21 protein-coding genes, 1 other RNA gene and 1 pseudogene are annotated in these 26,308 nt (G+C 72.0%); 7 read left to right on the top strand and 16 right to left on the bottom strand.

Annotated elements, in window-relative coordinates; genetic code table 11:
• Positions 1 to 36 precede the first annotated feature (36 nt).
• Positions 37 to 804, top strand: coding sequence for a DUF899 domain-containing protein (locus A6P39_RS25570; protein ID WP_067048111.1), 768 nt, complete (start codon positions 37 to 39; stop codon positions 802 to 804).
• Between the two features lie 49 nt (positions 805 to 853).
• On the opposite strand, the gene A6P39_RS25565 is transcribed toward A6P39_RS25570, so the two are convergent.
• From A6P39_RS25565 to A6P39_RS25540, 6 genes and pseudogenes are all read right to left on the bottom strand, one after another.
• Positions 854 to 1,051, bottom strand: a complete 198-nt coding sequence (locus A6P39_RS25565; protein WP_079133503.1) for a DUF397 domain-containing protein — start codon at positions 1,049 to 1,051, stop codon at positions 854 to 856.
• A gap of 7 nt (positions 1,052 to 1,058) precedes the next feature.
• Positions 1,059 to 1,418: pseudogene (locus tag A6P39_RS25560) on the bottom strand (DUF5753 domain-containing protein); the annotation flags it as partial.
• Positions 1,419 to 1,428: 10 nt separating this feature from the next.
• Positions 1,429 to 2,580 carry a uroporphyrinogen-III synthase gene (locus tag A6P39_RS25555; RefSeq protein ID WP_067048106.1) on the bottom strand — a complete coding sequence of 384 codons (1,152 nt, stop codon included), beginning with the start codon at positions 2,578 to 2,580 and terminating at the stop codon, positions 1,429 to 1,431.
• 108 nt (positions 2,581 to 2,688) lie between these two features.
• Positions 2,689 to 4,059, bottom strand: coding sequence for a nitrate/nitrite transporter (locus A6P39_RS25550; RefSeq protein WP_067048103.1), 1,371 nt, complete (start codon positions 4,057 to 4,059; stop codon positions 2,689 to 2,691).
• 172 nt (positions 4,060 to 4,231) lie between these two features.
• Positions 4,232 to 4,921, bottom strand: coding sequence for a response regulator (locus A6P39_RS25545; RefSeq protein ID WP_067048100.1), 690 nt, complete (start codon positions 4,919 to 4,921; stop codon positions 4,232 to 4,234).
• Positions 4,921 to 6,591 (bottom strand): ATP-binding protein, encoded by a 1,671-nt coding sequence (locus A6P39_RS25540; protein WP_234378976.1) that lies wholly within the window; start codon positions 6,589 to 6,591, stop codon positions 4,921 to 4,923. Before A6P39_RS25540 ends, A6P39_RS25545 begins: the two co-directional genes overlap by 1 nt.
• Positions 6,592 to 6,826: 235 nt before the next feature.
• Here A6P39_RS25540 and A6P39_RS25535 point away from each other — a divergent pair, with 235 nt between their 5' ends.
• From A6P39_RS25535 to A6P39_RS25525, 3 genes are all read left to right on the top strand, one after another.
• Positions 6,827 to 7,687 (top strand): ABC transporter ATP-binding protein, encoded by an 861-nt coding sequence (locus tag A6P39_RS25535; RefSeq protein WP_079133501.1) that lies wholly within the window; start codon positions 6,827 to 6,829, stop codon positions 7,685 to 7,687.
• Entirely contained in the window at positions 7,684 to 8,562 is an 879-nt protein-coding gene (locus A6P39_RS25530; RefSeq protein ID WP_067048097.1) for an ABC transporter permease, read from the top strand. The genes A6P39_RS25535 and A6P39_RS25530 overlap by 4 nt, the downstream gene beginning before the upstream one ends.
• A gap of 95 nt (positions 8,563 to 8,657) precedes the next feature.
• Complete coding sequence (locus A6P39_RS25525) at positions 8,658 to 9,746, top strand: ABC transporter substrate-binding protein (RefSeq protein WP_067048095.1); 1,089 nt, start codon at positions 8,658 to 8,660, stop codon at positions 9,744 to 9,746.
• Positions 9,747 to 9,796: 50 nt separating this feature from the next.
• Here A6P39_RS25525 and A6P39_RS25520 read toward each other — a convergent pair whose 3' ends face one another.
• Positions 9,797 to 10,756 carry a LysR family transcriptional regulator gene (locus tag A6P39_RS25520; protein ID WP_067048093.1) on the bottom strand — a complete coding sequence of 320 codons (960 nt, stop codon included), beginning with the start codon at positions 10,754 to 10,756 and terminating at the stop codon, positions 9,797 to 9,799.
• Positions 10,757 to 10,840: 84 nt separating this feature from the next.
• On the opposite strand from A6P39_RS25520, the gene A6P39_RS25515 reads away from it, so the two are divergent.
• The gene (locus A6P39_RS25515; protein ID WP_067048092.1) at positions 10,841 to 12,058 is read left to right on the top strand and encodes an MFS transporter; all 1,218 of its coding nucleotides are present in this window, start codon (positions 10,841 to 10,843) and stop codon (positions 12,056 to 12,058) included.
• A gap of 105 nt (positions 12,059 to 12,163) precedes the next feature.
• Here A6P39_RS25515 and ssrA read toward each other — a convergent pair.
• From ssrA to ftsE, 5 genes are all read right to left on the bottom strand, one after another.
• Positions 12,164 to 12,532: a transfer-messenger RNA gene (gene ssrA / locus A6P39_RS25510) on the bottom strand.
• A 90-nt stretch (positions 12,533 to 12,622) separates the two neighbouring features.
• Complete coding sequence (gene smpB / locus A6P39_RS25505; protein WP_067048088.1) at positions 12,623 to 13,165, bottom strand: SsrA-binding protein SmpB; 543 nt, start codon at positions 13,163 to 13,165, stop codon at positions 12,623 to 12,625.
• Positions 13,166 to 13,222: 57 nt separating this feature from the next.
• Positions 13,223 to 14,395, bottom strand: coding sequence for a S41 family peptidase (locus A6P39_RS25500; RefSeq protein ID WP_079133500.1), 1,173 nt, complete (start codon positions 14,393 to 14,395; stop codon positions 13,223 to 13,225).
• A 67-nt stretch (positions 14,396 to 14,462) separates the two neighbouring features.
• Entirely contained in the window at positions 14,463 to 15,380 is a 918-nt protein-coding gene (ftsX, locus tag A6P39_RS25495) for a permease-like cell division protein FtsX (protein ID WP_067048085.1), read from the bottom strand.
• 34 nt (positions 15,381 to 15,414) lie between these two features.
• Positions 15,415 to 16,104, bottom strand: coding sequence for a cell division ATP-binding protein FtsE (gene ftsE / locus A6P39_RS25490; protein ID WP_031159396.1), 690 nt, complete (start codon positions 16,102 to 16,104; stop codon positions 15,415 to 15,417).
• A gap of 238 nt (positions 16,105 to 16,342) precedes the next feature.
• Between ftsE and A6P39_RS25485 the strand changes: the two genes are divergently transcribed.
• Positions 16,343 to 16,534, top strand: a complete 192-nt coding sequence (locus A6P39_RS25485) for a hypothetical protein (RefSeq protein WP_067048083.1) — start codon at positions 16,343 to 16,345, stop codon at positions 16,532 to 16,534.
• Positions 16,535 to 16,640: 106 nt separating this feature from the next.
• Here the strand turns inward: A6P39_RS25485 and A6P39_RS25480 are convergent, their stop codons facing one another.
• The 4 genes from A6P39_RS25480 to A6P39_RS25465 all read right to left on the bottom strand — a co-directional run bounded on the left by A6P39_RS25480 (position 16,641) and on the right by A6P39_RS25465 (position 22,102).
• Complete coding sequence (locus A6P39_RS25480; protein WP_067048081.1) at positions 16,641 to 17,612, bottom strand: hypothetical protein; 972 nt, start codon at positions 17,610 to 17,612, stop codon at positions 16,641 to 16,643.
• Positions 17,613 to 17,909: 297 nt separating this feature from the next.
• Complete coding sequence (gene prfB / locus A6P39_RS25475) at positions 17,910 to 19,016, bottom strand: peptide chain release factor 2 (protein ID WP_067048078.1); 1,107 nt, start codon at positions 19,014 to 19,016, stop codon at positions 17,910 to 17,912.
• A gap of 44 nt (positions 19,017 to 19,060) precedes the next feature.
• Positions 19,061 to 20,290 (bottom strand): serine/threonine-protein kinase, encoded by a 1,230-nt coding sequence (locus A6P39_RS25470; RefSeq protein WP_067048075.1) that lies wholly within the window; start codon positions 20,288 to 20,290, stop codon positions 19,061 to 19,063.
• Between the two features lie 168 nt (positions 20,291 to 20,458).
• The gene (locus A6P39_RS25465) at positions 20,459 to 22,102 is read right to left on the bottom strand and encodes a serine/threonine-protein kinase (RefSeq protein ID WP_067048072.1); all 1,644 of its coding nucleotides are present in this window, start codon (positions 22,100 to 22,102) and stop codon (positions 20,459 to 20,461) included.
• Between the two features lie 311 nt (positions 22,103 to 22,413).
• On the opposite strand from A6P39_RS25465, the gene A6P39_RS25460 reads away from it, so the two are divergent.
• Positions 22,414 to 26,232, top strand: a complete 3,819-nt coding sequence (locus A6P39_RS25460; RefSeq protein ID WP_067048461.1) for an FHA domain-containing protein — start codon at positions 22,414 to 22,416, stop codon at positions 26,230 to 26,232.
• Positions 26,233 to 26,308: the final 76 nt, after the last annotated feature.

The following is a 26,308-nucleotide window of genomic DNA, read 5'->3' as shown; positions in this document are numbered from 1 at the left end:
CGGAACAAGGAACGGAACAAGAACCGGAGACAGGCCATGACCAGTCACAAGACAGGAACACGCGAGGAGTGGCTCGCCGCACGGCTGGAGCTGCTCGACGCCGAGAAGGAGCTGACCCGGCGCAGCGACGAACTGGCCCGGCGCCGGCAGGAACTGCCCTGGGTCCGGGTCGACAAGGACTACCGCTTCGAGACCGAGGAGGGTACGGCGTCGCTCGCCGACCTGTTCCAGGGCCGCTCCCAGCTCCTCATCTACCACTTCATGTTCGGCCCCGACTACACCGCCGGATGCCCGTCCTGCTCGGCGATCGCCGACGGCTTCAACGACACCGTGACCCATCTCGCCCACCACGACGTCATGTTCTGGGCGGTGTCACGGGCCCCGCTCGCCAAGCTCCACGCGTACCGGGAGCGGATGGGCTGGACCTTCCCCTGGGCGTCGTCCCACGGCAGCGACTTCAACTTCGACTTCGGGGTGGCGCACACCAAGGAGGAGTGGGAAGCGGGAGTCGTCGCGTACAACTTCGGCGAGCAGGACCTGCGTCCGGCAACGCCCGAGGAGAAGACCTCCCACGACACCTTCAGCGAGTCGATGGTCGGCACGGACTGGGAGACCTACCGCCGAGAGGGCCCCGGCATGAGCGCGTTCGCCCTGGAGGACGGCACGGTCTACCACACCTACTCGTCGTACTCCCGCGGACTGGACGCCCTCTGGGGCATGTACCAGTGGCTCGACCGCGCCCCCCTCGGCCGCAACGAGAAGGGCGTGTGGTGGCGGCGGCACGATGAGTACGACGAGGAGTGAGCGAGGCTCCGGACCATCACGACCCGGCCGCCCACTTCTGGGGAGAGGGTCACCCCTCTTCCCCGAAGTGGGCTTCCGCGTACCTGAGGAACTCCGTCCAGGTGGAGGGGGTGACGGTGAGGTGGGGGGTGGTGGGGGTTTTGGAGTCGCGGATGTGGATGGTGGTGGGGGTGGGGGTGGGGGCCACTTCCACGCAGTTGGAGGCGTCGGGGCTGTAGCTGGACTTTTTCCAGTGGAGTTCGGGCACGGGTACCTCAGATGCTTTGCGCGATGCGGCGGATCAGGTCACGGGACTCTGCGGGCTTCAGGGCGTTGTCCTCCATGCGGTCGAGAACGAGCCGGTACTTTTCCAACTGGGCTTCGGCATCGAGGAACTCGCAGCCATGGTGGGCATCCAACTGGACGGTGTCGAGCTGCGGAACCGACCCGGCCAGATAGTCGATGGACTGTCCCGTGCCGGGAAAGGAGCCCTTGCCGAACGGGATGACCCGCACGGTCACGTGGTCCAACTCGCTCATCTCCACGAGGTGGTGAAGTTGGGCGCGCACAGTTTCGGGGCCGCCGTAACCCATGTGCAGCGCGCACTCGTGGATCACCGCCGTGTACGGGGGTGGGGCGGCTCCCTCACACGTCCGCGTACTTCGCATCCGCCGCCGGGTCCAGCGCCAGGCGGTAACCCCGCTTGACCACCGTCTGGATCAGCTTCGGCGCGCCGAGGGCCGTGCGCAGGCGGGCCATCGCCGTCTCCACCGCGTGTTCGTCGCGGCCCGCGCCCGGCAACGCCCGCAGCAGGTCCGAACGGGCCACCACCCAGCCCGGGCGGCGGGCCAGGGCCCGCAGCAGGGACATGCCCGCCGGGGGGACCGGCTTGAGGTCGCCGTCCACCAGGACCGCGTGGCCCCGGATCTCCACCCGGTGACCCGCAATCGGCAGCGCCCTCGCCCTGCCCGGGAGTTCCTGGCAGAGCAGCTGGACCAGCGGGCCGAGGCGGAAGCGTTCCGGCTGGACCGTGTCCACGCCCTGCGCCTGGAGCGGGAGCGCCGTCACCGGGCCCACGCAGGCCGGCAGCACGTCGTGGGAGAGGGCCGACAGCAGCTCCGGCAGCAGGCCCCTGTCCTCGGCCCGGGAGAGCAGGGACGCCGCCGCGGGGGCGCTGGTGAAGGTCAGGGCGTCCACCGAGCGCGCCACCGTCGCGTCCAGCAGACGGTCCAGCGGGGTCGTGTCCTCCGGAGGCATCCAGCGGTACACCGGGACCGGGAGCACCTCCGCGCCACCGGCACGCAAAGACTCCACGAAGCCGGGCAGCGGTTCGCCGTGGAGTTGTACCGCGATACGGCGGTCCTCCACGCCCTCCTCCAGGAGGCGGTCCAGGACCTCCGCCATCGACTCCGAGGACGGCGACCACTCCTCCGTCAGGCCGGCCGCACGGATCGCTCCCTTGACCTTCGGGCCCCGGGCCAGCAGCTCGGCCTCCCGGAGCCTGCCGAGCAGCGGATCGCCCAGGCCCCAGCCCTCGGCCGCCTCCACCCAGCCCCGGAAGCCGATGGCCGTGGTGGCCACCACCACGTCCGGGACCTGGTCGATGATCTCCTTCGTCGCGGCGAGGAGTTCCCCGTCGTCGGCGAGCGGCACGATCCGCAGGGCGGGCGCGTGCAGGACGGCGGCGCCGCGCCGCTGGAGCAGAGCGCCCAGCTCCTCGGCCCGGCGCGCGGCGGTGACGCCCACGGTGAAGCCCGCGAGCGGACCGTGCTCGGGGTGCTGCTCTTCGTCGTACATGGCTCGGCTCTCCTAGCTGACCGGCACGCCCCGTCTGACCGGTATGCCGTTCGAGCCTGTCAACAGCGCGTGACAGGCTCGGTTCGACTTCATTGCACCGGTGTTACGTCACACTTCCGCGTAGCTGAGCTGCGGCTTCGTCTCCGCAGTCGCCTCCGTTACAGCCTGCCCCGCCGGGCGGCGAAGGTATACGGCCCACGTGAGCGCGAAGCACACGCCGTAGAAGGCGAGGAAGGCGACGAACGCGCCCGTCCCGGAGCCGTAGGAGAGGAACGACTGGCGGAAGGCCATGTTGATGCCGACCCCGCCGAGTGCCCCCACCGCGCCGATCAGGCCCATCGAGGCACCGGACAGGCGGCGGCCGTAGGACACCGCCTCCTCCCCTTCCAGCCCCTTGGCCAGCGCCTTCGCCTGGAAGATGCCGGGGATCATCTTGTACGTCGAGCCGTTGCCCAGACCGCTCAGGACGAACAGCACCACGAAGACGCTCACGAACAGCGGCAGGGACTTCTGCATGCTCGCGACGACCAGGATCGCCGTCGCCGCCGCCATGCCCACGTAGTTCCACAACGTGATGCGGGCGCCGCCGTAGCGGTCGGCGAGCCAGCCGCCGACCGGGCGGATCAGGGAGCCGAGCAGCGGGCCGATGAAGGTGAGGTAGGCCGCCTGGAGCGGGGTGCGGCCGAACTGGTTCGTCAGGACCTGGCCGAAGGCGAAGCTGTAGCCGATGAAGGAGCCGAACGTGCCGACGTAGAGGAACGACATGATCCAGGTGTGGGCGTCCCTGGCCGCGTCCTTCGCCGCGCCGGTGTCGTTCTTCACCGTCGCCAGGTTGTCCATGAAGACCGCGCCCAGCACGGCCGCCAGCACGATCAGGGGGATGTAGATCCCCAGCAGGACACGCGGGCCGCCGTTCGCGCCGATGATCGCGAGCGCCACGAGCTGGATGACCGGCACGCCCACGTTTCCGCCACCGGCGTTCAGCCCCAGCGCCCAGCCCTTCTTCTTCAGCGGGAAGAAGGCGTTGATGTTGGTCATGGAGGAGGCGAAGTTGCCGCCACCGATGCCGGCCAGCAGGCCGACCAGCAAGAACGTCGTGAAGGACGTGCCGGGCTTCATCACCGCGAAGGCCGCCACCGTCGGCACGAGCAGCAGGCTCGCCGAGATGACCGTCCAGTTGCGGCCGCCGAACACCGCCACCGCGAAGGTGTACGGGACGCGGACCACGGCGCCGACCAGCGTGACCATCGAGGTCAGCAGGAACTTGTCGGCGGGGGTCAGGCCGTACTTCGGGCCCATGAAGAGGACCAGGACGGACCACAGGGTCCAGACCGAGAAGCCGATGTGCTCCGACAGCACCGAGAACCACAGGTTGCGGCGGGCGGTCTTCTCCCCGGTCGCCTTCCAGAATCCCTCGTCCTCAGGATCCCACTGCTCGATCCAGCGGCCACTGCGGCGGGGTACGGCTGGGGCTGTCATCGCTCCTCCACGGGGCTCCGGCTGCTCGTTCTGTCATACGGCGGTCCGCTATTCGACTGACTGAGCCCGAAGGTAGGGAGCACGCGTTTCCGCGCTGTGGCTGTGGGTGACCGGAAGGGAACGTTGCTCTCACTCGCGCGAAAGCGGACCGGTGAGGGAAACCGGCCGCGCCTCAGGACGCGATCCGGTACCGGTGCTCGGGACGGCCCGTCGCCCCGTAGCGCAGGATCAGGCGCACCATGCCCTCCTTGACGAGGTAGGAGAGGTAGCGCTGGGCCGTCGCCCGGGAGACTCCGGTCAGTTCCGCGGCCTCGGCCGCCGACAGGTCGCGGTGGGCGGTGCGCAGCGTCTGCTGGACCAGGGCGAGCGTCGGCGCCGAGTGGCCCTTGGCCGGCACCCGGGGGACGGCGGGCGGCCTGACCGCGCTGAACAGGGCGTCCACATCGGCCTGTTCGGTCTCCGTGGTCTCCCCGAGGGTGTCGACGCGGTGCTGGAGTTCGCGGTACGCGGTGAGCCGCTCGGCCAGGTCGGCGGCGCCGAAGGGCTTGACCAGGTAGCCCACCGCGCCGAGTTTCATGGCGGTGCGCACCGAGGCGATGTCCCGGTCCGCGGTGATCACGAAGGCGTCGGGGCGGGCCCCGCCGGCGTCCCCGGTGAGCCGCCGCAGGACGTCCAGTCCGCTGCCGTCCGGCAGGAAGATGTCCAGCAGGAGCAGGTCGGGGCGGAGTTCGGAGGCCGCCCGCAGCGCCTCGGCCACGGTCGCCGCCTCGCCCACCACCTCGAAGCCCCGGACCCGGGACACGTAGTCGCAGTGGATGCGGCTGACCCGGAAGTCGTCGTCCACGACCAGGGTACGGATCATCAGCGCTCCCCTCCCACGGATCCCACGGGCAACGCCTTGGTGAGCCCCTCTCCCGGCGGCACGGGAGAGGACGACGGCAGCCGGACGGTGAACACCGCGCCCTGCCCTTCGCTGACGGTGATCGTGCCGCCGTGCCGCGACACCAGGCGGTGGACCAGGGCGAGGCCCAGGCCACGGCGGGCGGTGCCCCGCTCGGGCCGGGTCGACCAGCCGTCCTCGAAGATCGACTCGTGGGCGCCGGGCGGAACGCCGGGGCCGGTGTCCGCCACCCGTACGGTCGTGGCCCGCTCGTCCTCGGCGAGCGTGAGCGCCACCGTGCGGCCGCCCGCCGGGGGCGGCCCGTCGCCGGCCGCGTCGATCGCGTTGTCCAGCAGGTTGCCGACGATCGTCAGCAGCCGGGGCAGCTGCGGCGGGTCCTCGCCCAGCGCGGAGTCGTCGTCGAGCACGACCCGCACCCCGCGCTCGGCGGCGACCGTGGTCTTGGCCACGACCAGACCGACCATCAGCGGGTTGCCGATCCGCCCCCGCACGGCCTCGGTGAGCGCCTGCCCGGCACCGGCCGACTCGACGGCCACCTCGTACGCGTCGTCGTACGCCCCGATGTCCAGCAGCCCGGCGAGCGTGTGCATGCGGTTGGTGAACTCGTGCTGCTGCGCCCGCAGCGCGTCGGTCAGCCCGCGCACGGAGTCCAGCTCCCGCAGCAGTCCGACCAGTTCGGTGCGGTCGCGGACGGTCACCACGGCGCCCAGCGCGCGCCCGTGCAGGGTCACCGGCATCCGGTTGACGACCAGACAGTGCTCGTCGGTCAGCACGTTGATGTCGGTGCCGGTCAGGGTGCCGTCCAGGGCCCGGCGCAGCCGCCCGTCGGGCAGCACCTCTTCCAGGGTGCTGCCGAGTGCGGTGCCGAGGCCGAGCAGGCGGCGGGCCTCGTCGTTCACCACGGTGATCCTGCCGTCGGGGGCGAAGGCGAGCACGCCCTCCCGGATGCCGTGCAGCATCGCCTCGCGGTCCTGCAGCAGCCCGGCGATCTCCTCCAGCTCCAGCCCGAACGTGGACCGCTTCAGCCGCCTGGCCAGCAGGTACGCGGCCGCGGAACCGAGCGCGGTGGCGATCGCGGCGTATACGGCGAAGGTGGGCAGCTCGTGCCACAGCTCGCCGAGGACGTCATGTTCGGGGATGCCCACCGACACCTCGCCGACCAGCTCGCCCGTCGGCCCGTACAGCGGGACCTTGCCGTTGGCGGACCGCCCGGTCGCGCCCTGGTCGGTGCCGACGTGCGGGCGGCCGTCGCGCACCGCGATCGGCTCGGCCACGGGCGAGCCGACCAGTTGCGGCATCGGGTGCGAGTGGCGGATGCCGTGCAGGTCGATCACCACGACGTAGGACGCCCCCGACGACTGCCGGATGCGTTCGGCGACGGCCTGTACGACGGCGCCGCCGCCGTCGTCGTACTGCATGGCGCGCCGGATCTGCGGGTCCGCGGCCGTCGTCTTGGCGATGGCCACGGCCCGCTCCTCGTAGGTGCGGTCGAGCGTGGAGCGCTGCGCGAAGGCGAACAGCACGAAACCGATGACGCCTGTGAGCGCCAGGATGGCGAGCTGGCTGGCCAGGATCCGCGCGGACAGTCTCCCCCTCCCGCCGCGCCCGATCCAGGTACGGATGGATGTCACAGGTGCCCCTTCGCGCCTGTTCTGGATGGTCCGGGCCGGCACGGCGCCAGACCCGTGGTGGCGTGATTGTGCCTGATGGCCGATTTTCTGCCCACCCCCGTATCACTGAGCAGAACGAGCAGAACCCCGGTTTACGCGGCTATCGCGAGATACCCGGGAAACAGCGACGTAACAGTGGGTGGCTCCTAGCGTCTGCCTTCACCTCGACCTCCGAGGGCGAAAGGAGACCGCCCCCATGGCTTCGCGAAACGATGTCGCGACGAGCCCCATCGCCGGCGCAGCCGACCGCGAGGACGCGCGCATCGAGATCTCCGGGCTCACCAAACGATTCCTGACTCCATCCGGTGAGGTGTTCACGGCGCTGCAGGACGTGTCGTTCACCGTGGAGCCGGGCCAGTTCTGTGCGGTGGTCGGACCCACCGGCTGCGGCAAGTCGACCACGCTCGGCATGGTGTCCGGACTCGACCGGCCCAGCGAGGGCTCGGTCAAGGTCGGCGGCCGTGAGGTGGACGGCATCACCGACGGCGTCAGCTTCATGTTCCAGGCGGATGCGCTGCTGCCCTGGAAGACCGTCCTCGGCAATGTGCTGATGGGGCCCGTCTTCCGTGGTGTGCCCAAGCAGCAGGCGCAGGCCTCGGCCCGGGACTGGCTGCGCCGGGTGGGCCTCACCGGGTTCGAGGACCGCTATCCGCACCAGCTCTCCGGCGGTATGCGCAAGCGCGTGGCGATGGCCGCGGCGCTGATCAACGAACCCAAGATCCTGATCATGGACGAGCCGTTCGGCGCCCTGGACGTGCAGACCAAGGCGATCATGTCGACCGAGCTGCTGGGCCTGTGGGAGCAGATCCGGCCGTCCGTCGTCTTCATCACCCACGACCTCGACGAGGCCGTGGCGCTCGCCGACCGGGTCGTGGTGATGACCTCCAGCCCCGGGTCGGTCAAGGCGGTCTTCGACATCGACCTGCCGCGCCCGCGCGGCGCCGTCCAGGAGATCCGCTTCCAGCCCCGCTTCATCGAACTCCAGCAACAGATCTGGGAAACGCTGCGCGAAGAGGTCGAGCGCGCGTACGCACGCACCGCAGGAGGCAAGGCATGAGTACGACGTCCACCGCTTCCACCGCGCGGGTCGCCGACGGCAAGCAGTCCTCCGCGGCGGCAGCCGCCAAGCAGGCCGCCCGGCGGCGGGTCGCGTCGGTGTGGGCGGGCCGCATCGGCATCGCGGTCTTCGTCATCGGCGGCTGGCAGGCCTTCACCACCTGGGGCATCGTCGACCCGTTCTTCTTCGGACAGCCGTCCGGCATCTGGAAGCGGCTGGTCGACCTCTTCCAGCACGGCACCGAGTTCGGCTCCTTCTACGCGAACATTTGGACCACCATCCAGGAAGCGCTCATCGGGTTCGCCGTCGGATCCGTCGCCGGAGTCGTCTTCGGCGTGGCCCTCGGCCAGAGCCGCTATCTCTCCGACGTCCTCGGGCCCTACATCAAGATGGTCAACGCGATCCCGCGCATCGTCCTCGGCTCGATCTTCATCGTCGCCTTCGGCATCGGCGTGACCCCGAAGATCCTGCTCGCCGCCGTGCTGGTGTTCTTCATCGTCTTCTTCAACGCCTTCCAGGGCGTCCGCGAGGTCGACCGCAACATCCTCGCCAACGCCCGGGTCCTCGGCGCCTCCCAGATGCAGATCATCCGGCACGTCATCGTGCCCTCCGCGCTCACCTGGATCATCGCCAGCCTGCACAGCGCCTTCGGCTTCGCCATCGTCGGCGCGCTGGTCGGCGAGGTGCTCGGCGCGCAGAGCGGCCTCGGTCTCGTCATCAAGACCGCGCAGAACAACTTCGACCCCAACGGCGTGTTCGCCACGATGCTCGTCATCTCGGTCATCGTGCTGGGCGCGGAGTGGCTGATCGCCAAGCTCGAACACCGGCTGCTCTCCTGGCGCCCGCCGGCCCCCACCGAGGCGAACTCCCTCTGACAGCCCCCGACTTCCTCCGCTCCTCCGCTCCTCCGCTCCCTCTCTCCTCCCTCTTCCTCTCCTCCCCCTCGCATGTCCGAAAGGTACGAGCCGCCATGCTGAAAAGAGCCCTCACCGCTTCGATCGTCACCGCCCTCACCCTCGGCGCGGCCACCGCGTGTTCCAGCAGTTCCGGCAGCTCCGGCGGCTCGTCGGCCGCCGGCGGGACCCCGACCGTCAAGATCATGGTCGGCGGCATCGACAAGCAGATCTACCTGCCGTACCAGCTCGCCGACAACCTCGGCTTCTACAAGAAGTACGGCGTCAACGTCGTCCTGAGCACCGAACAGGACGGCGGCACCGGCGCCGAGGACGCCATGGCCTCGGGACAGGTGGACATGGCCGGCGCCTGGTACAACCACACGATCGACTTCCAGGCGAAGGGCAAGGCGGTCGAGGACGTCATCCAGCTGTCCGGTGCGCCGGGCGAGCGGGAGATGTGCACCCCGAAGAGCGGCGTCCACTCGGCCGCCGACTTCAAGGGCAAGACGCTCGGCGTCACCGACCTGGGCTCGGGCACCGACACCCTCACCAAGTTCCTGGCCGCCAAGAAGGGCCTCAAGACCAGCGACTTCAGCCGGATCGGGGTCGGCGCGGGCTCCACCGCCGTCGCCGCGCTCCAGAACGGCAAGACCGCCTGTGTCATGACGACGCAGCCGACGGTCGCCGCGATGGAGAAGAAGGGTGTCGGCACCTCCGCGATCGACCTGGCCACCACCCAGGGCGCCACCGCCGCGCTGGGCAGCGCCTGGCCGGCCGCCAGCGTCATCGCCCGGACCGACTGGGTGAACTCGCACAAGGAGGCCGTACAGAAGGTCGTCGACGCGCTCGTGGCCACCATGCACTGGATCAACACGCACAGCGCCGCCGACATCGCCGACAAGCTGCCGCAGTCGTTCGTGCAGAACCAACTGGTCACCAAGGCCGACTACATCACGGCCCTGAACCAGGACAAGGGGCAGTTCCTCCCGGACGGCCTCATGCCGGCCGGCGGCCCGAAGACCGTCCTGGCCACCGAGGAACTGGTCGGCAACGCCAGCTCCTCGATCGACCTGAGCAAGACGTTCACCAACGACTTCGTGATCCAGGCCAACAAGCTGGAGGGCCTGAAGACCACCACGACCCCGGCGGGCGCGAACGGCTGATCCTCAACCCACCGAGGGGCCGCCTGGTTGAAGCCGACCCGGTGGCCCCTTCAGCCGGTCATCGCCGTCCCGTCCGCCGCGGGGAGCCAACTGCCGTCCGGCCGCCGCAGCCACCCCTGTGCCTGCGCCAGCTCGGCGGCCGCCCGGCGCAGCGCGTCCAGGCCCGGATGGACCAGGCCCTTGCGCCACACCAGCGAGACCGGTGAGAGCGGGACCGGGTCGACGAGGGGACGGCGGACGGTGCGGGGCAGCGGCGGGAAGTCCACCACCGCCAGCACCGGATGGCCGCTCTTGGCCATGATCCGCTCGAACTCCTCGTCCCCGACGGCCAGCGGCAGCGGCGGGGCGAGCCGGATGCCGTGCTCCGCGAAGAGGCTCGACGCCAGGTCGGTCCACTCCGGGGTGCGCGGGTTGCCGGCGCCCGCGTACACCGTCTCCCCGGCCAGCGCGGACACCGGCACCTCGGGCAGGGCGGCCAGGGCGTGGTCCTCGGGCAGGAGCACGGCCATCGCCTCGCAGCGCACCGGCCGGTGCTCCAGGCCGGACCGCAGCGCCGGGTCCAGCCCGGCGAAACGGCCGAAGGAGACGTCCAGCCAGCCGGCCAGGATCTGTTCGGCCGCTCCGGTCAGGCCGCTCTCGTAGCGGGCCATCAGCTCGCAGTCGGGGGCGAGTTCCCGCGCCCGGTGCAGCACCCGGCGGCCGGTGGCCAGGCCCGGCGAGTTGAGGTCCACCAGCAGCGGGCGGGCCGGTCCGAAGGCCGCCAGCAGCTCGTCCTGCGCCGCAAGGACCCTGCGGGCATGCGGCAGGAGGCGTTCGCCGTCGGGCGTCAGCGTCACCTGCCGGGTGGTCCTCACGAGCAGCTCGGCGCCCAACTCCCGCTCCAGCCGCCGCACATCGCGGCTGAGGGCCTGCTGGGCGATGTACAGACGGGCCGCCGCCCGGGTGAAGTGCAGTTCCTCGGCGACGGCGACGAAGGCGCGCAGCAGTCTCGGCTCCAGGTGGGCGGGCATGGCGGGGAATTTACAACACAGCCGCGTGAATCGTCGTCCAGAAGGTGTTGGACCCCTTGATCCACTGCGCGCGAAGGTGGATCCATGCCCCCGCTCATATCCGCGCTGCGTCCCTACCGCCGTCTCTTCTCCCTTCCCGGTACCCGCGCCTTCACCACCGGCAATCTGCTCGCCCGGCTGCCCATCGGCATGTTCAGCGTGAGCGCGGTCGTGATGATCGCCGGGTCCCGGGGCTCGTACGCCCTCGCCGGTGCCGTCACCGCGACCGGGCTCGCGGCGACCGCGCTGGCCGGACCCTGGATCGCCCGGCTGGTCGACCGGCACGGGCAGGCCCGGATCGCCGTCCCGGCCACGCTCGTCTCCGTGCTCGGCAGCCTCGCGCTCCTGCTGTGCGTGCGCTACGACACCCCCGACTGGACCCTGTTCGCCGCCTACGCCCTCACCGCGACCACGCCCAACATCGGCGGTCTGTCCCGCGCGCGCTGGGCCCATCTGCTGGGCGACGATCCCGGCGCGCTGCACACCGCGAACTCCTTCGAGCAGGCCGCCGACGAGCTGTGCTTCATGCTCGGCCCGGTGCTCGCGTCCTTCCTGACCGGCACGTTCTTCCCGGAGGCGGGCACGCTCGCCGGGGCGGTGCTGCTGCTCGCCGGCATGCTGCTGTTCACCGCGCAGCGGGCCACCGAGCCGCCCGTCAAGGCCGCCCGCTCCAGCCGGACACCACTGCGCAGCCCGGGCATCCCGCCGCTGCTGGCCTGCTTCGTCGCGACCGGCGCGGTCTTCGGCTCGATGGAGGTCGGCACGATCGCCTACGCCGACGCGCACGGACACCGTGCGGCGGCCGGTGCCGTGCTCGCGCTCCAGGCGGCGGGTTCGTGCACGGCGGGCCTGGTGTTCGGCGCGCGCCGGCCGGCCGGGGTGCGGCTGGAGCACTGCCTGGCCGCGATGGCCGCGTTGATGACGCTGCCGTGGGCGGTCGCCGGCGCGGCCGGTCCGCTGCCGGTGCTCGCGGGCGCGCTGCTCGTCGCGGGCATGGCGACCGCGCCGACGATGGTGACGGCGATGACCCTGGTGCAGCGGCGCACCCCGGCCGACCGGCTCAACGAGGGCATGAGCCTGATGGTGACCGGGCTGCTCACCGGTATCGCCTGCGGCTCGGCGACGGGCGGCTGGGCGGCCGAGCACCTCTCCCCCGCCGGTGCCCTCGGTGTCCCGGCCGCCGCGGCCGCCCTCGCGCTGCTCATCCAGACGTCGTCGACGAGGATCGGCCGGCTCGGCCGCATCGCCTGCACGGATTCCTGACAAGACGCACAGCTCAGCGTGCCCGCAGGCATGACAAAGGCCCCGCCGCTCGAAGCGACGGGGCCTTTGCCCACATGGGGTACGGAGGGCTCGCGAGCCTTCCGATCGTGGAGATGGCGGGAATCGAACCCGCGTCCAACGGTGCGGAATCAGGGCTTCTCCGTGTGCAGTTCGCTGCGCTTTTCTCGGCCCCGGCGATCACGCGAACAAGTCGCCGACGGGCCCAGTCACTGTTGGATTTCCCTTTTCACCCCGTGACCGGGATCAAGGTTTAGTTCCCTAGCTGATGCCAGGATCCGGGTCGGGAACAGCCCCGGGCTGACACTTCGCAAGTCGCTACTTAGGCAGCGAGGGCGAAGGAATCGCGCTTGGTGTTGGCGATTATTTTTTGCGACATATGGTTTACGAGATCATTGCCGCTTCCTCGACACGCTTCCCCTGCTTCGACAGCCGCTGTCGAAACCGATCATCCCCATGTTGTGTTTTCAATGCGCACACCGGGTTCAACCGGTGTTGGTGCCATCGTACGTGACCAACGCACGCCGATGCCACCGTATTCCCGGGCTACACGCCGCGCTGGCGCCGCTTCGCCGCCGCGATCGCGCGGTCCGACTCACGCCGGTCCTGCTTCTCCCGCAGGGTCTGGCGCTTGTCGTACTCCTTCTTGCCTCGCGCGAGCGCGATCTCGGCCTTCGCGCGGCCGTTGCTGAAGTACAGGGCGAGCGGCACGATCGTGTGCCCCGTCTCCTGCGCCTTGGACTCCAGCTTGTCGATCTCCTCGCGGTGCAGCAGCAGCTTGCGCTTGCGGCGCGCGGAGTGGTTGGTCCAGCTCCCCTGGTGGTACTCGGGGATGTGGGCGTTGTGCAGCCACGCCTCGCCCCGGTCGATCTGGACGAAGCCGTCCGTCAGTGAGGTCCGTCCCTCGCGCAGCGACTTGACCTCGGTGCCGGTGAGCACGAGCCCGGCCTCGTAGGTGTCGATGATCGCGTAGTCGTGCCGGGCCTTCTTGTTCTGGGCGACGATCTTGCGCTTGCCGCCCTTCTCGCCGTCCCTGGCCTTGCCGGCCCCGCCGCCCTGCTTGGGCTGGGACTCCTTGGGTACGTACATTCCCTTGCTCATAGTGCCGTCCATTTTCGCACTACGGAGGGGTCCCGCGGCCAGTCCTTAATCGGCGTCGCCGAGGCCGGTGAGAACCGTCTCGGCCCGCTTCGGCGCGTCCGCCCCCGCCTCCAGGTCGGGGGTGATGCCCCGGCCGTCGACGGCGTGGCCGGAGGGGGTGCGGTAGTGGCCGACGGTCAGCTCGGCCACCGAGCCGTCGGGCAGCTCGGTCGGCATCTGGATGGAGCCCTTGCCGAAGGTGCGGGAGCCGATCACCACCGCGCGGCCGCGGTCCTGCAGGGCGCCGGTGAGCATCTCGGCCGCGCTCATCGTGCCGCCGTCGACCAGGGCGACCAGTGGCCTGGTGGTGTCGCCGCCGGGATCGGCGTGCAGGGAGCGCGGGGCGCCGTCGACGTCGTAGGTGGCGACCAGGCCGCCGTCGAGGAACGCGGAGGAGGTCTCCACGGCCTCGGTGACCAGGCCGCCGGAGTTGCCCCGCAGGTCGAGGATGATCCCGGCGTCGGCCGGGGCCTCGCGCACCGCGGCGCGGACGGCGTCACCGGAACCCTTGGTGAAGGCGGCGATCTTGATGACGGTGACCCCGCCGGGCAGCCTGCGCACGGTCACCGAGTCGGTGGACAGGCTGGCCCGGCGCAGTTTCTCGCTCCACGCGCGCGTGCCGCGCCGAAGGCCCAGGGTGACGGTCGTACCGGCGGCCGCGTCGTCGGCGTCGCCGCGCAGTAACGAGACCACGTCGGTGACCGGGCGGCCGTCGACCTTGCTGCCGTCGACGCTGGTCAGCCGGTCGCCCTCGCGGATGCCGGCCTGGGCGGCGGGCGAGTCGGGCTGGACCTTGGTCACCTCGATCCGGCCGTCCTGCTCCCGGCGGGCCCACAGGCCGACGCCGGTGTACTTGCCGTCGAGGGCCTCCTGGAACTCCTGGTACTCGCCCTCGGAGTAGACGGCGCCCCAGCGGTCGCCGCTGCGGCTGACCGCCCGTTCGGCGGCCTCCATCGGGGACTTGCCGTCGGCCGCGGCCTCGGCGGCGGCCTTCTGGACGTCCTCGTGCGGGGTGGTGACCGTGGCCGCCGGGCCGAACGCGGGCTTGCGGGTGGGCTGTCCGGCCTCCGGGAAGGAGCCGGTGGCGGCGCCGGTGACCAGGACGCCGGCGAAGACCAATGTCAGGGTGGCCCCGCGGCGGATGCGGCGGGGCTGGCAGAACAGGTCTCGGCCTGACATGGCCGTGAGTCTAGGACAACGCGAAGGGCCGTACGGACCGTTGCCCGTACGGCCCTCTTGGCATGCGTCACACCTTCAGGTACTTGCGCAGCGCGAAGAACGCCGCAAGGGACGGCATCAGCACGCTCGTGGCGAGGATCAGCGGCAGCTTGGCCAACACCGCGTCCCAGCCCACGAAGTTGATCAACTGGAGCTTGTGGGCGAGGTCCATGCCGTGGTCGATGGTGAAGTACCGGCCGACCACGAGGGCCACGCAGGCGAGCCCGCCGCCGATGAGTCCGGCGACCGCGGCCTCCGCGATGAACGGCGCCTGGATGTAGAAGCCCGAGGCACCGACCAGGCGCATGATCCCGGTCTCGCGCCGGCGGCTGAACGCCGAGACGCGCACCGTGTTGACGATCAGCAGCAGCGCGACGATCAGCATCATCGCCATCACGCCGAGCGCGCCGCGGTTCATCAGGTTCAGCAGCTGGAAGAGGTTGTCCAGGATGCCCTTCTGGTCCTGCACCGACTGCACACCGTCACGCCCGTTGAAGGCGCTCGCGATGACCTGGTACTTCTGCGGGTCCTTGAGCTTGATGCGGTACGACTCCTGCATCTGGTCCGGTGTCAGCGAGCTGGACAGCGGGGAGTTGCCGAACTGCTCCTTGTAGTGCTTGTACGCCTCGTCCTGCGACTCGTACGACACCTTCTCGACGATCGGCATGTTCTTCAGGTCGGCGAGGATCTGCTTCTTCTGGTCGTCGGTGACCGCGCCCTTGGCGCAGTTGACGTCCGATTCGGCGTCGTGCTTGTTGCACAGGAAGATCGAGACGTTGACCTTGTCGTACCAGTAGCCCTTCATGGTGGACACCTGGTCGCTCATCAGCAGCGAGCCACCGAACAGGGCCAGGGACAGGGCGACAGAGACGATGACCGCGAAGGTCATCGTCAGATTGCGGCGGAGACCGACTCCGATCTCCGACAGGACGAACTGGGCGCGCATGGCGTCGGGTCAAGCCTTTCCGTCGTGAACTTGCTTAGTGCTGGTAGCCGTAGACGCCGCGGGCCTGGTCGCGGACGAGGCGGCCCTTCTCCAGCTCGATGACGCGCTTGCGCATCTGGTCCACGATGTTCTGGTCGTGCGTCGCCATGATGACGGTCGTGCCCGTCCGGTTGATGCGGTCGAGCAGCTTCATGATGCCGACGGAGGTCTGCGGGTCGAGGTTGCCGGTGGGCTCGTCGGCGATGAGCAGCTTGGGCCGGTTGACGAAGGCCCGCGCGATGGCGACGCGCTGCTGCTCACCACCGGACAGCTCACCGGGCATACGGTCCTCCTTGCCGCCGAGCCCGACGAGGTCGAGCACCTGCGGCACGGACTTGCGGATCTCGCCGCGGGACTTGCCGATGACCTCCTGGGCGAAGGCCACGTTCTCGGCGACGGTCTTGTTCGGCAGGAGCCGGAAGTCCTGGAAGACGGTCCCCAGCTGGCGGCGCATCTGCGGCACCTTCCAGTTGGAGAGGCGCGCGAGGTCCTTGCCCAGCACGTGCACCTGTCCGTGGCTGCACCGCTCCTCGCGGAGGACGAGCCGCAGGAAGGTGGACTTTCCGGAGCCGGAGGACCCCACGAGGAAGACGAACTCGCCCTTCTCCACCTCGAGGGAGACATCCCTGAGTGCGGGGCGGGTCTGCTTGGGGTAGACCTTGGAGACATTGTCGAATCGGATCACGGATGCACCACGGGTCGCCGGGGGTAGATGAGCGTGACCATACGCGAACCGGGTGTGCAAGTGCAGTCGCAGGTAGAGCTTGGGCAAGACTTGTACGTTTTTGTACCGGCCCGGGTTTCCGTCCCGCTCTCCCGGGGGCCCGCGCACGACGTACGGGAACCTGGCACAGTGGAGTGGGGAACGTTCTCGTTCCCGTGAGCGTTTCCGTAGTGATGGCCGGTGCAAGGAGGGCGAGCGCATGACGTACGACCGGTTGGTGTGCGCGAATTGTGCGGCGCCCGTGAGTGAGGGCCGGTGCCCGGTGTGCCGTGCCAACCGCGAGCGACTGCAGCAAGAGGGCCTTCTGGGCGGGGTGAACCCGATGGCGCTGATCGCGCTGCTGGCGGTGCTGATCGCCGCGGTGGCGCTGCTGGCGCACCAGACCGCCTGAGCCGCAGCGGAAGGTGCCGTCGTGAAGACGGCGAAGGGCCCGGAGCGCCAAGCTCCGGGCCCTTGCGCATGCGGAGTGCGTGCGCTGCGTGACCGTATGGCTACGATCAGGCCGCGGCGCCTCCCCGGCCGTTCATGAGACGCGGCAGCACACGGAAGCCGATGCCGCCGGCGATCATCGTCGCGGCGCCGATGAGCAGGAACTCGGTCGGGCCGGCACCGGTCTCGGCGAGCTGCTTGTCGCCGCCCTGGGCCTGGGCCTTGTTGTCGGAGCCCGTGTCGGTCAGCGTCGAGGAGCCCGCGTCCTGGGTGGCCTTGCCGCTGCCGCCCTGCGGGTTGTCGTTGTTGCCGCCGGTGCTGCTCGAACCGCCGGTGCTGCCGGAGCCGCCCGAGGTGCTGGAGCCGCCGGTGGAGCTGCCACCGGACGTGCCCGAGCCGCCGGAGTTGCCGGAGCCGCCCGTGCTGCCGGAGCCGCCGGTGGAGCCGGTGCCACCGGTGCTGCTGGTGCCACCGGTGGTGGAGCCGCCGGTGGTGGAGCCGCCGGTGGTGGAGCCGCCGGTGGTGGAGCCGCCGGTCGTGGTGCCGCCGGTGGTGGTACCACCGGTGGTCGTGCCACCGGTCGTAGTGCCACCGGTCGTGGTGCCGCCGGTGGTCGTGCCACCGTCCGTGGTGGTACCGCCGTCGGTCGTGCCGCCGATCGAGACGGTGCCGCCGATGCCGCCGATGCCACCGGTGGTCGTGCCGCCGTCAGTGGTGCCGCCGTCGGTCGTACCGCCGGTGGTCGTACCGCCGGTGGTGGTACCGCCGTCGGTCGTGCCACCGTCAGTGGTGCCACCGGTGCTACCGCCGGTGGTGCCGCCGTCCGTGGTGCCGCCGTCGGTGCAGACGGCGACCGGGCAGCCGCCATCGGTGCCGCCGTCGTCGTTCCCCGCGTCCGTGTGCACGCCCAGGCTGATCGGACCGGCCTGGACGTCGAGTCCGGCGGCGGAGGCCGCGCCGGCGGCGGTCAGTGACGCACCGGCCGCGATCACGGCGCCCGCGGCTATCCGCGCGACCCGGATCCGCGTCTTCTTCGTCATATGGTTGCTACCCCCAGTAGCTGTTCGTCAATGAGGCGGCGCGTGGGGCGTTGCCGTGATCGACGGGAGGCAGCCGGTGACGAAGCGCGTCAACTCATTCCCCCGGTTCACATGCGCCCCGCAAGTACGCATGCCGCGTGCAACTCTTCCCATTCTTCAAAGCAACGTCAAGGCCATTGCGGGCGCAATGTCCATTGCATGGGCGTTTACGGCGAGTTGAAGCCTGTAATTGTGATGTAAAACCCAGACATAAAGACAACTGCCGCCTCGCGGGCGGCAGTTGTCATGTCGACAAAGTTACTTCTCCTGCTGCTTGCGCCAGCGAATACCGGCCTCGAGGAACCCGTCGATCTCGCCGTTGAACACGGCCTCCGGATTGCCGACCTCGAACTCGGTGCGCAGGTCCTTGACCATCTGGTACGGGTGCAGGACGTACGAACGCATCTGGTTGCCCCAGGAGTTGCCGCCGTCACCCTTGAGGGCGTCCATCTTGGCCTGCTCCTCCTGGCGGCGCCGCTCGAGCAGCTTGGCCTGGAGGACGTTCATCGCCGTGGCCTTGTTCTGGATCTGCGAGCGCTCGTTCTGGCAGGAGACCACGATGCCGGTCGGCAGGTGCGTGATGCGCACGGCGGAGTCGGTCGTGTTGACGCCCTGGCCGCCGGGACCGGAGGAGCGGTAGACGTCGATCCGCAGCTCGCTCTCGTCGATCTCGACGTGGTCGGACTGCTCGACGACGGGGAGGACCTCGACACCGGCGAAGGAGGTCTGGCGGCGCCCCTGGTTGTCGTAGGGCGAGATCCGGACGAGCCGGTGCGTGCCCTGCTCGACGGAGAGGGTGCCGTAGGCGTACGGCGCCTGCACGGAGAAGGTGGTCGACTTGATGCCGGCCTCTTCGGCGTACGACGTCTCGATCAGCTCGGTCTTGTAGCCGCGCTGCTCGGCCCAGCGCAGGTACATGCGCTGCAGCTTCTCGGCGAAGTCGGCGGCGTCGACACCGCCGGCCTCGGCGCGGATGTTGACCAGCGCCTCACGGGAGTCGTACTCGCCGGACAGGAGGGTGCGCACCTCCATCTCGTCCAGCGCCTTCTTCACCGCGACCAGCTCGGACTCGGCCTCGGCGCGGGTGTCGGGGTCGTCCTCCTCCTCGGCCATCTCGAAGAGGACGGCGAGATCGTCGATCCGGCCGCGCAGCCCCTCCGCCTTCCGGACCTCGGCCTGGAGGTGGGAGAGCTTGCTCGTGATCTTCTGCGCCTCGTCCGGGTTGTCCCACAGGGACGGCGCGGCCGCCTGCTCCTCGAGCACGGCGATATCTGCCCTCAGCCTGTCGAGGTCCAGGACGGCCTCGATCGACTCCATGGTCGAGGAGAGGGACTTCAGCTCTTCGGATACATCGACGACTGCCACGCATCCAGCGTAACGGCTGTGGCAAGGAGCCCGGGCCGTGCGTCTCAGGGCGTCGACGTGCTGTGGGTGTCCTGCGCCGGCCGGTCGTCCCCGCCGGAAGAGGCCAGCCACGCGCCGACCCCCACGACGGCCGCCAGGACCGCCCCTGCCACGCCGAGCGTGATCCGGCGCCGCCGCAGCGCCGCCTTGTGGCGGGCCGAGCCCGGCCGGGGCGCACCGGCGGCCCGGGGAGCGCGGGCGGTCCCGTGGGCGCCCCCCGCCAGCTCGTCCGGCCCCGGCACCCGCATCGAGGTGTGCGTGTCCCGGTTGGAGTCCGGCTTGGCGCCCGGCACCAGCGACACCGCGCCCCGCCGCCGTACCGGCTCGCCGCCGGCCGGAGCCGACGGGGCCGGCTCCTGCGCCGCCGGCTCCTCGTTCTGGTCGGGCTCGTCCACGTCCAGCGGGGGCATCCCGGCCAGCATCGGCAGCTGCTCGCGCAGCCGTGCCGCCAGCTCCGAGGCCCGCAGCCGGGAGGCGGGCCCCTTGGCCAGGCACTGCACGATCAGCTGCCACAGCTCCTCCGGGATGCCGGGCAGCGGTACGACGGTCTCGGTGACGTGCCGGCGCAGGACCGCGCCGGGGTGGCCGCCGCCGAAGGGGGTGAAGCCGGCCAGCAGCTCGTACAGGACGGTCGCGAGGGCGTAGATGTCGACGGACGCGCGCGGCGGCAGGCCCTCGACGATCTCCGGGGCCAGGTAGTCCGGGGTGCCGATGATCTTCGTGGCCTTCGTCCGCTTCGGCGAGTCGATCAGCTTGGCGACGCCGAAGTCGGTGAGCAGCGCCGGGTGGGAGCCGCCGGGGCCGAGCGGGCCCTGCATGTCCAGCAGCACGTTCTCGGGCTTGACGTCCCGGTGGACGACCCCGGCCGCGTGGGCCGCCGCCAGCGCGTCGGCGATGTCGGCGACGATCGCCACGGCCGCCTCGGGGGCGAGCCGCCGCTCGCGCTCCAGCCGAGTGCGCAGGTCGGTGCCGCGCACGAGGTCCATCACCAGGGCCAGGTCGTTGCCGTCGACGACGAGGTCGCGCACGGTGACGATGCGCGGGTGCTCCAGGCCGAGCAGCGCGGTGCGCTCCTGGACGAAGCGTCCGACGAGTTCCTGGTCGGAGGCGAGGTCCTCGCGCAGCATCTTGATGGCGACGGGCCCGTCCGGTCCCTCGCCCAGCCACACCGTGCCGGCGCTGCCCCGCCCCAGGATCTGGTTCGCGGTGTACCGGCTGCCGATCTTCCGTGCCAAGACTGCTCCTACAGACGCGTGTTGTCGCTAAAACTACGCGTACGAGGAGCCAACCTTCACCGCGGAGACGGAAATCACCCGTCAGATGTCGACAAATCCGCAAACTCGCGATCAGTTACCGCGAGTACGCACCGCCCGGCCGCCGCTCGGCTGTCGCCCGGCTGCCGCTCAGTTGCCGCCGCCCGAGGAGCCGCCCAGATCCTTGATCCACTTGCTCGTCTGGCTGACCCAGTGGGTCACCTCGTGCCAGTAGCTCCGGCCCTGGCCGATCCAGGTGTGCACGGGAGTCAGCTCGTAGATCAGCCAGCTGGCCACGATCAGGATGACGATCGTGAACAGGCAGCCCTTCAGACAGCCGAGTCCGGGGATCCTCATCGGGTTGGCGCTGCGCCGGCGCGGTTCACGCGGCTCGCGCGCGGGGCGCTGCGGCTGCGGCGGGGCGTACTGCTGGGGCTGCTGCTGCGGCGCATAGCCGTACCCCTGCTGGTACCCCTGCTGCCGGCCGCGCGGCTGCTGCGGGCGGGCCTGCGGGGCCTGGCGCGGCTGCTGCTGGGGGCGGGCGACCTGGCGCTGGGGCCGGTGGCGCAGCGGGTCGTCCTCCGGGGCCAGGTACTGGACCTGCGTCTGCTCGTTGCGGTCGCGGGCGGCGCGCAGCTGGGTCTGCCAGGGGTGCGGCTGGTCGGGCTGCTGCCCCTGGGGGCCGGTGTTCGGCAGCACCGCGGTGGGGTCCGCCGCGCCCGTGTTCGGCAGGACGGCGGTGGGGTCGGCGGCGCCGGCCGGGCCGCCGGTGTGGGGCAGCGCGCTGGTCGCGGCGTTCGGGTCGTACGCGCCCTGGGGGCCGGTGTTCGGCAGCACCTGGGTGGGGTCGGCGGCGCCGGGCACGCCCGGTACGGCGGTCGGCGCCGGGTCGGGGGCGAGCAGCGCGCCCACGCCCTCGGCGGCGGCGATCTGCGCGGCGTTCGCGTGCACGCCGATGCCCTCGGCGACGACGCGCAGGCCGCGCGCGAGGTTCTCGGCGCTGGGCCGCTCCTCGGGGCTCTTGCGCAGGCAGCGCTCTATCACCGTCCACAGCGGGTCCGGGACGGTGGAGGGGCGGCGCGGTTCGGCGCTCAGGTGCTGGTGCAGCACCTCCAGGGCGGTGCTGCCGGCGAACGGCGGACGGCCGGTGACCAGCTCGTACAGCAGGATGCCGGCGCCGTAGATGTCGACGGCGGAGGTCTGCGGGCGGCCCTCGGCGGACTCCGGTGCCACGTACGCGGGCGTGCCGACGAATTCCTGGGTGCGGGTCAGGCCCGGGGAGTCGGCGAGGCGGGCGATGCCGAAGTCGGTCAGCATCGGGTGCATCTGGCCGGCGTTCTGCGCGAGCAGCACGTTGGCGGGCTTCAGGTCGCGGTGCACGACGCCGTCGGCGTGGCTGGCGGCGAGCGCGTCGGCGATCTGGGCCGTCATCAGCGCGGCGGCGACCGGGCTGAGCGGGCCGTTCTCGCGCAGGTAGCGGTGCAGGTCGGGGCCGTCGACGAGGTCCATGACCAGCGCCAGCAGATCGCCCTCGACGACCAGGTCGCGGACCCGGACGACATTCGGGTGGGTGAGCCGGAGCAGGACGGAGCGCTCGCGCAGGAAGCGCATCACGATGTCCGGATCGCTCGCCAGCTCCTCCTTCAGGACCTTGATCGCGACCGTCTCGCCGGGCTGACCGGCCACGGCCGCCTCGGCGCCCGCGGTCTCGCGCTGGCGGGCACGCCAGACGGTGCCTGTGGCGCCGCGTCCGAGCGGCTCCTCAAGCAGGTACTTGCTGCCGACTGGCCGCACGTCACGCGCTCCCTGCTGCTTGCTGATGCTTGCTTGGCTGCATTCCGGTTGTCGTCCCGGTTGTTCCGACCCACTGTAGTGCCGCCCTCGGGGCGCCAGGTGTTCGACGGGAAGACGCGCTTCCCGGTCCGCTGGTTGCCGGGACCGGACGTGACCGATCTCAACTGATCGCCGGTGGACCACTGGTCAGGCACTTTTGGGGGCAGAGCCGACCAATCAAGATCACTTGTTACCGGGTGCCGGGCACGCTGTCAGTGGCAGGTGCGAGGATGCCTTCCAGTACTGGCCGACGTGCTCGTGTTGGGGTGGGGATGCAGATCCGGCTGACCGTCGTAGACCCGCTGGGCCCGTCCCCGCAGCGGGGCCGCGCCGCGAGCCGCGACGTGCTGGTCACGGCGCCCACGGGCACGGACCTGGCCGCGGTCGCCTCCGCGCTGGCCGGGGCGGTCACCGGGGAGAGCGGCGCGGGCCGCGACGCCTCCGGCTCCCCCGTGGTGCTGTACGCCGGCACCGACCGTCTGGACCCGCGCCGCTGCACCCTGGGCGAGCCTCCGCTGGTCGACGGCGCCGTGCTGTCCCTGGGCGCCCCGGCGGCCCCCGAGCCGCACCCCGAGCTGGACGACGCGCCGGCCCAGCTGCACGTCGTGGCGGGGCCGGACGCGGGCGGCGTCCATCTGCTGCACGGCGGCCGGATCAGCGTGGGCCGCTCCGCCGACGCGGACGTGCCGCTGGACGACCCCGACGTCTCCCGCCTGCACTGCGCGGTCACGGTCGACGCCGGCGGCCATGTCTCGGTCGCCGACCTCGGCTCCACGAACGGCACGGCGCTCGACGGGGTACGGGTGGGCGAGCAGCCCGTGCGCTTCCCCGCCGGGGGCTTGCTGCGGATCGGGGAGTCGGCGCTGCGGGTTGCTCCGTCCGGGGGGCCCGGGGCGCGGGTGCCTACGGTCGCCGACGGGGAGGGGTGCGTCCGGGTCACCCTGGGGGACGGCCCCGCCGACCGGCCTCCGGCCGGACCGGGTCTGCCGCCCGCACCGTCCGCGCGGGTTTCGTCGCCGGGTGCGCACCGTGCCTCCGCAGGCGGGGCTCCGTCCGCGGGTGCGGGCGAGCGTCGCGGCGGCGGCTCGGCGTCCGTGGCCGCGGGGGATCGCGCGTCCGTGGATCCGGTGCACCGCGGTGAGGACCCCGCCGGCCGGGGGCCCTCCGGCGGCGAGGCGGTGGAGCATCAGCGTGCCGGGACCGGTGCGGTGCCCGGGCAGGGCGGAGCGCCCCGGATCGAGAACGGGCCCGGTGCCGCCTTCGGCAATGACACGCACGCGGGGCGCTTCGGCGTCGGCGGACCGGGCGAGCAGCCGCCGGGCGGTGGCCGTAAGAACACACCCCTGCGCGGCACCGACGCCCCGCACGGCACGCGGCGGCGCGGGCTCGGCAAGTGGGCGCGCCGGCTGGCCGGCGGACGCACCGAGCAGCCGGGCGGCGAGGAGGCGTACGACACCGCGGCGGCCGCCCACTCCCCCGGTGCCACCCCGGCGGCCGGTGCGCGGCAGCCGGAGACCTGGCCGGATCCCGCCGCGCTGCTGCTGACGGCGCTGGGCCCCGGGCCCCGGCTGTGGGAGCGCGGGCCGGGACACCCGGAGGCGCTGACCGTGCGGCTCGGCACGGCGGACCGGAGCGCGCCGGACGGCTCGGGCCTGCTGCCCGCCGTGCCGGTGACGGCGGCGCTGCGCGAGGCGGGGTCACTGGGCCTGGCCGGGCCGCGCCCCCGGCTGTCCGGGCTGGCCCGCGCGGTGCTGGCCCAGCTCGCCGCGGTGCACTCCCCCGACCTGCTGGAGATCGTGCTGATCAGTGCCGACCGCTCCCGTCCGGTGGAGGAGCGCACGGCCGAGTGGTCCTGGCTGGGCTGGCTCCCGCACGTCCGGCCGGGCCACGGCCAGGACTGCCGCCTGCTGCTGGCCTACGACCGCGAACAGGCGGCGGCCCGCACGGAGGAGCTGCTGCGCCGGGTGGACGACCACGCCGCGGCGGACAGAAGCGCGGCCCACCCCACCGGCACCCACCCCGCCGGCACCCGCACCCCGACGCCCGGTACGGCGCCCGGCGCCACCGCGCCCGGTGCGTCCACCGCGGCCGCACCCGGTTCCTTCCCGGGCGGCCACGCCCAGACCCCGCTCTCGGGCCCGCCCGCGCAGAGCGCCTCCCCGCACCCTCCCGCGGCACCCGGCGCCGCGGGCCGGCCCGCCGCCTCCGGCACGCCTGCAGCCCCGCAGCGGGACCCCGCGCCAACCGCACCGGGCCTTCCCACGTCCGGATCGCCCTCGGACGCACCGGGCGGCTTCGCCCACGGCTCCCCCTCGGCGGCCCACGACCCGGCGGTCGGCCGCCCCGTGCCCGGGACCCCCGCCCACGGCCCGCTGTCCGCCTCACCCGGCATGCCCGCGCATCCCACGGCCTCCGGCACCCGCGCACCCGCCCCCGGCACCCCGGCCGCCTCCGGCCCCGGCGCGTACCCCGCCGCCCTCTCCCCCGCCGGGGCCGCCCCCGCCCGGCGCCCCTCCTGGGCCAAGGACGGTGCGGACGTCGCCGGGAGGGGAGGCTTCCCAGGGCCCTACACCGTCGTCGTCGTGGACGGCGACCCCGGCGGAGCCGCGTTGCGGGACGCCCTCGCGCGCCTGGCCGTGGCCGGTCCGCGGGCCGGGGTCCACCTGGTGTGTCTCGCCGAGACCGAGCCCGCCTCGCCCGCCTCCCCCGCGGCGGCGGCGTACGAGGCCGCGTGCGCGGTGACGCCGACGTTCCGGCACTGCGGTGCCGCGGCGCTGCTCGGCGGGGACGTCGCGACCGCGCTGCACCTGATGCGGGTGGCGCCGGGCGGGCCCGTGGGTCCCGGTGCCCTCGCCGCCGTGGACGCCGTGTCCGTCGCCTGGGCGGAGCGGTTCGCGCGGGCGCTGGCGCCGCTGCGTCCGGACGGCCCGGTCGCCGAGCGGCACACGCGCGTGGCCACGCCGCTGCCCCGGTCGGCACGCCTGCTGGACGAGCTGGGGCTGGCCCGGGCCACCCCGGCGTCGCTGATGGCGCGCTGGGCGGACGCCGCGGACGACACCCAGGCCCTGGGCGGGCGGGCGCGGGCGGTGCTCGGTGCCGGACCGCGCGGGCCGCTCACCGCCGACCTGGTGGCCGACGGACCGCATCTGCTGATCGAGGGGCCGGCCGGCAGCGGCCGTACGGAGCTGTTGCGGGCCGTGGTGGCCTCGCTGGCCGCCGCCGAGCGGCCGGACCGGCTGGGCATGGTGCTGATAGACGGCCGGGACGGGGTCGGGACCGGCGCCGGTCACGGCGAAGGACTGCGGGTGTGCACCGACATACCGCATGTCACCACCCACCTCATCGCCAACGACCCGGTACGGATGCGGGAGTTCGCGCAGTCGCTGGCCGCCGAGCTGAAGCGGCGCGCGGAGCTGCTGGGCCGGGCGGACTTCGCCGAGTGGCACGCGGGGCGTGCGGTGCCGGGCCGGATCGTCGCGCAGCGCACCTCCGGCTCCGGGGACATAGAGGCGCCACCCAGCACCACCCTGCGGCTGCGTCCGGGGGCGGCCGCTCGCCGGCAGGCCGAGGCGGTCCCGCCGTTGCCGCGGCTCGTGGTGGTCGTGGACGATCTGGACGCGCTGGTCTCGCCCGCGCTGGGCTCGCCGGGCCGGCCCGCCGCCGGGTCGGTGATGCGGGCGCTGGAGGCGGTGGCCCGGGAGGGCGAGCGGCTCGGGGTGCACCTGGTGGCGGGGTCCGGGACGGGGGGCCGTACGGCGCAGACCGAGCCCGCGCGGAGGGCGGCCCTGCGGGTCCTGCTCGACGCCCCGCAGGAGGGACCGGACGAGCCGGCGCCGGGGCGCGGGCAGCTGGCGTACGAGGACGGGCGGACCGTCGGCTTCCAGGCCGGCCGGGTGACGGGCCGTATCCCGCGTACGGCGACCCAGCGGCCCACGGTCGTGCCGCTGGACTGGCAGCGCATGGGCGACCCGCCGGCCCGCCGGCCCGTGCGGGAGCTGGGCAACGGCCCCACCGACCTGGCCCTGCTGGCGAGCGCCGTGGAGCGGGCGGCTCGCGAGGTGTCGGCGGCCGAGGTGCCGTCCCTGCTGTAGCCGAACACCGCCGATCACCGCCGATCACCGCCGAGGCCGGTCGGGGGCAGCCGGGGACAGCCGGAGAGACGCGCAT

Source organism: Streptomyces sp. FXJ1.172 (assembly GCF_001636945.3).
Lineage (GTDB): Bacteria > Actinomycetota > Actinomycetes > Streptomycetales > Streptomycetaceae > Streptomyces.
This window is presented reverse-complemented; position numbering and strand designations above follow the sequence as displayed.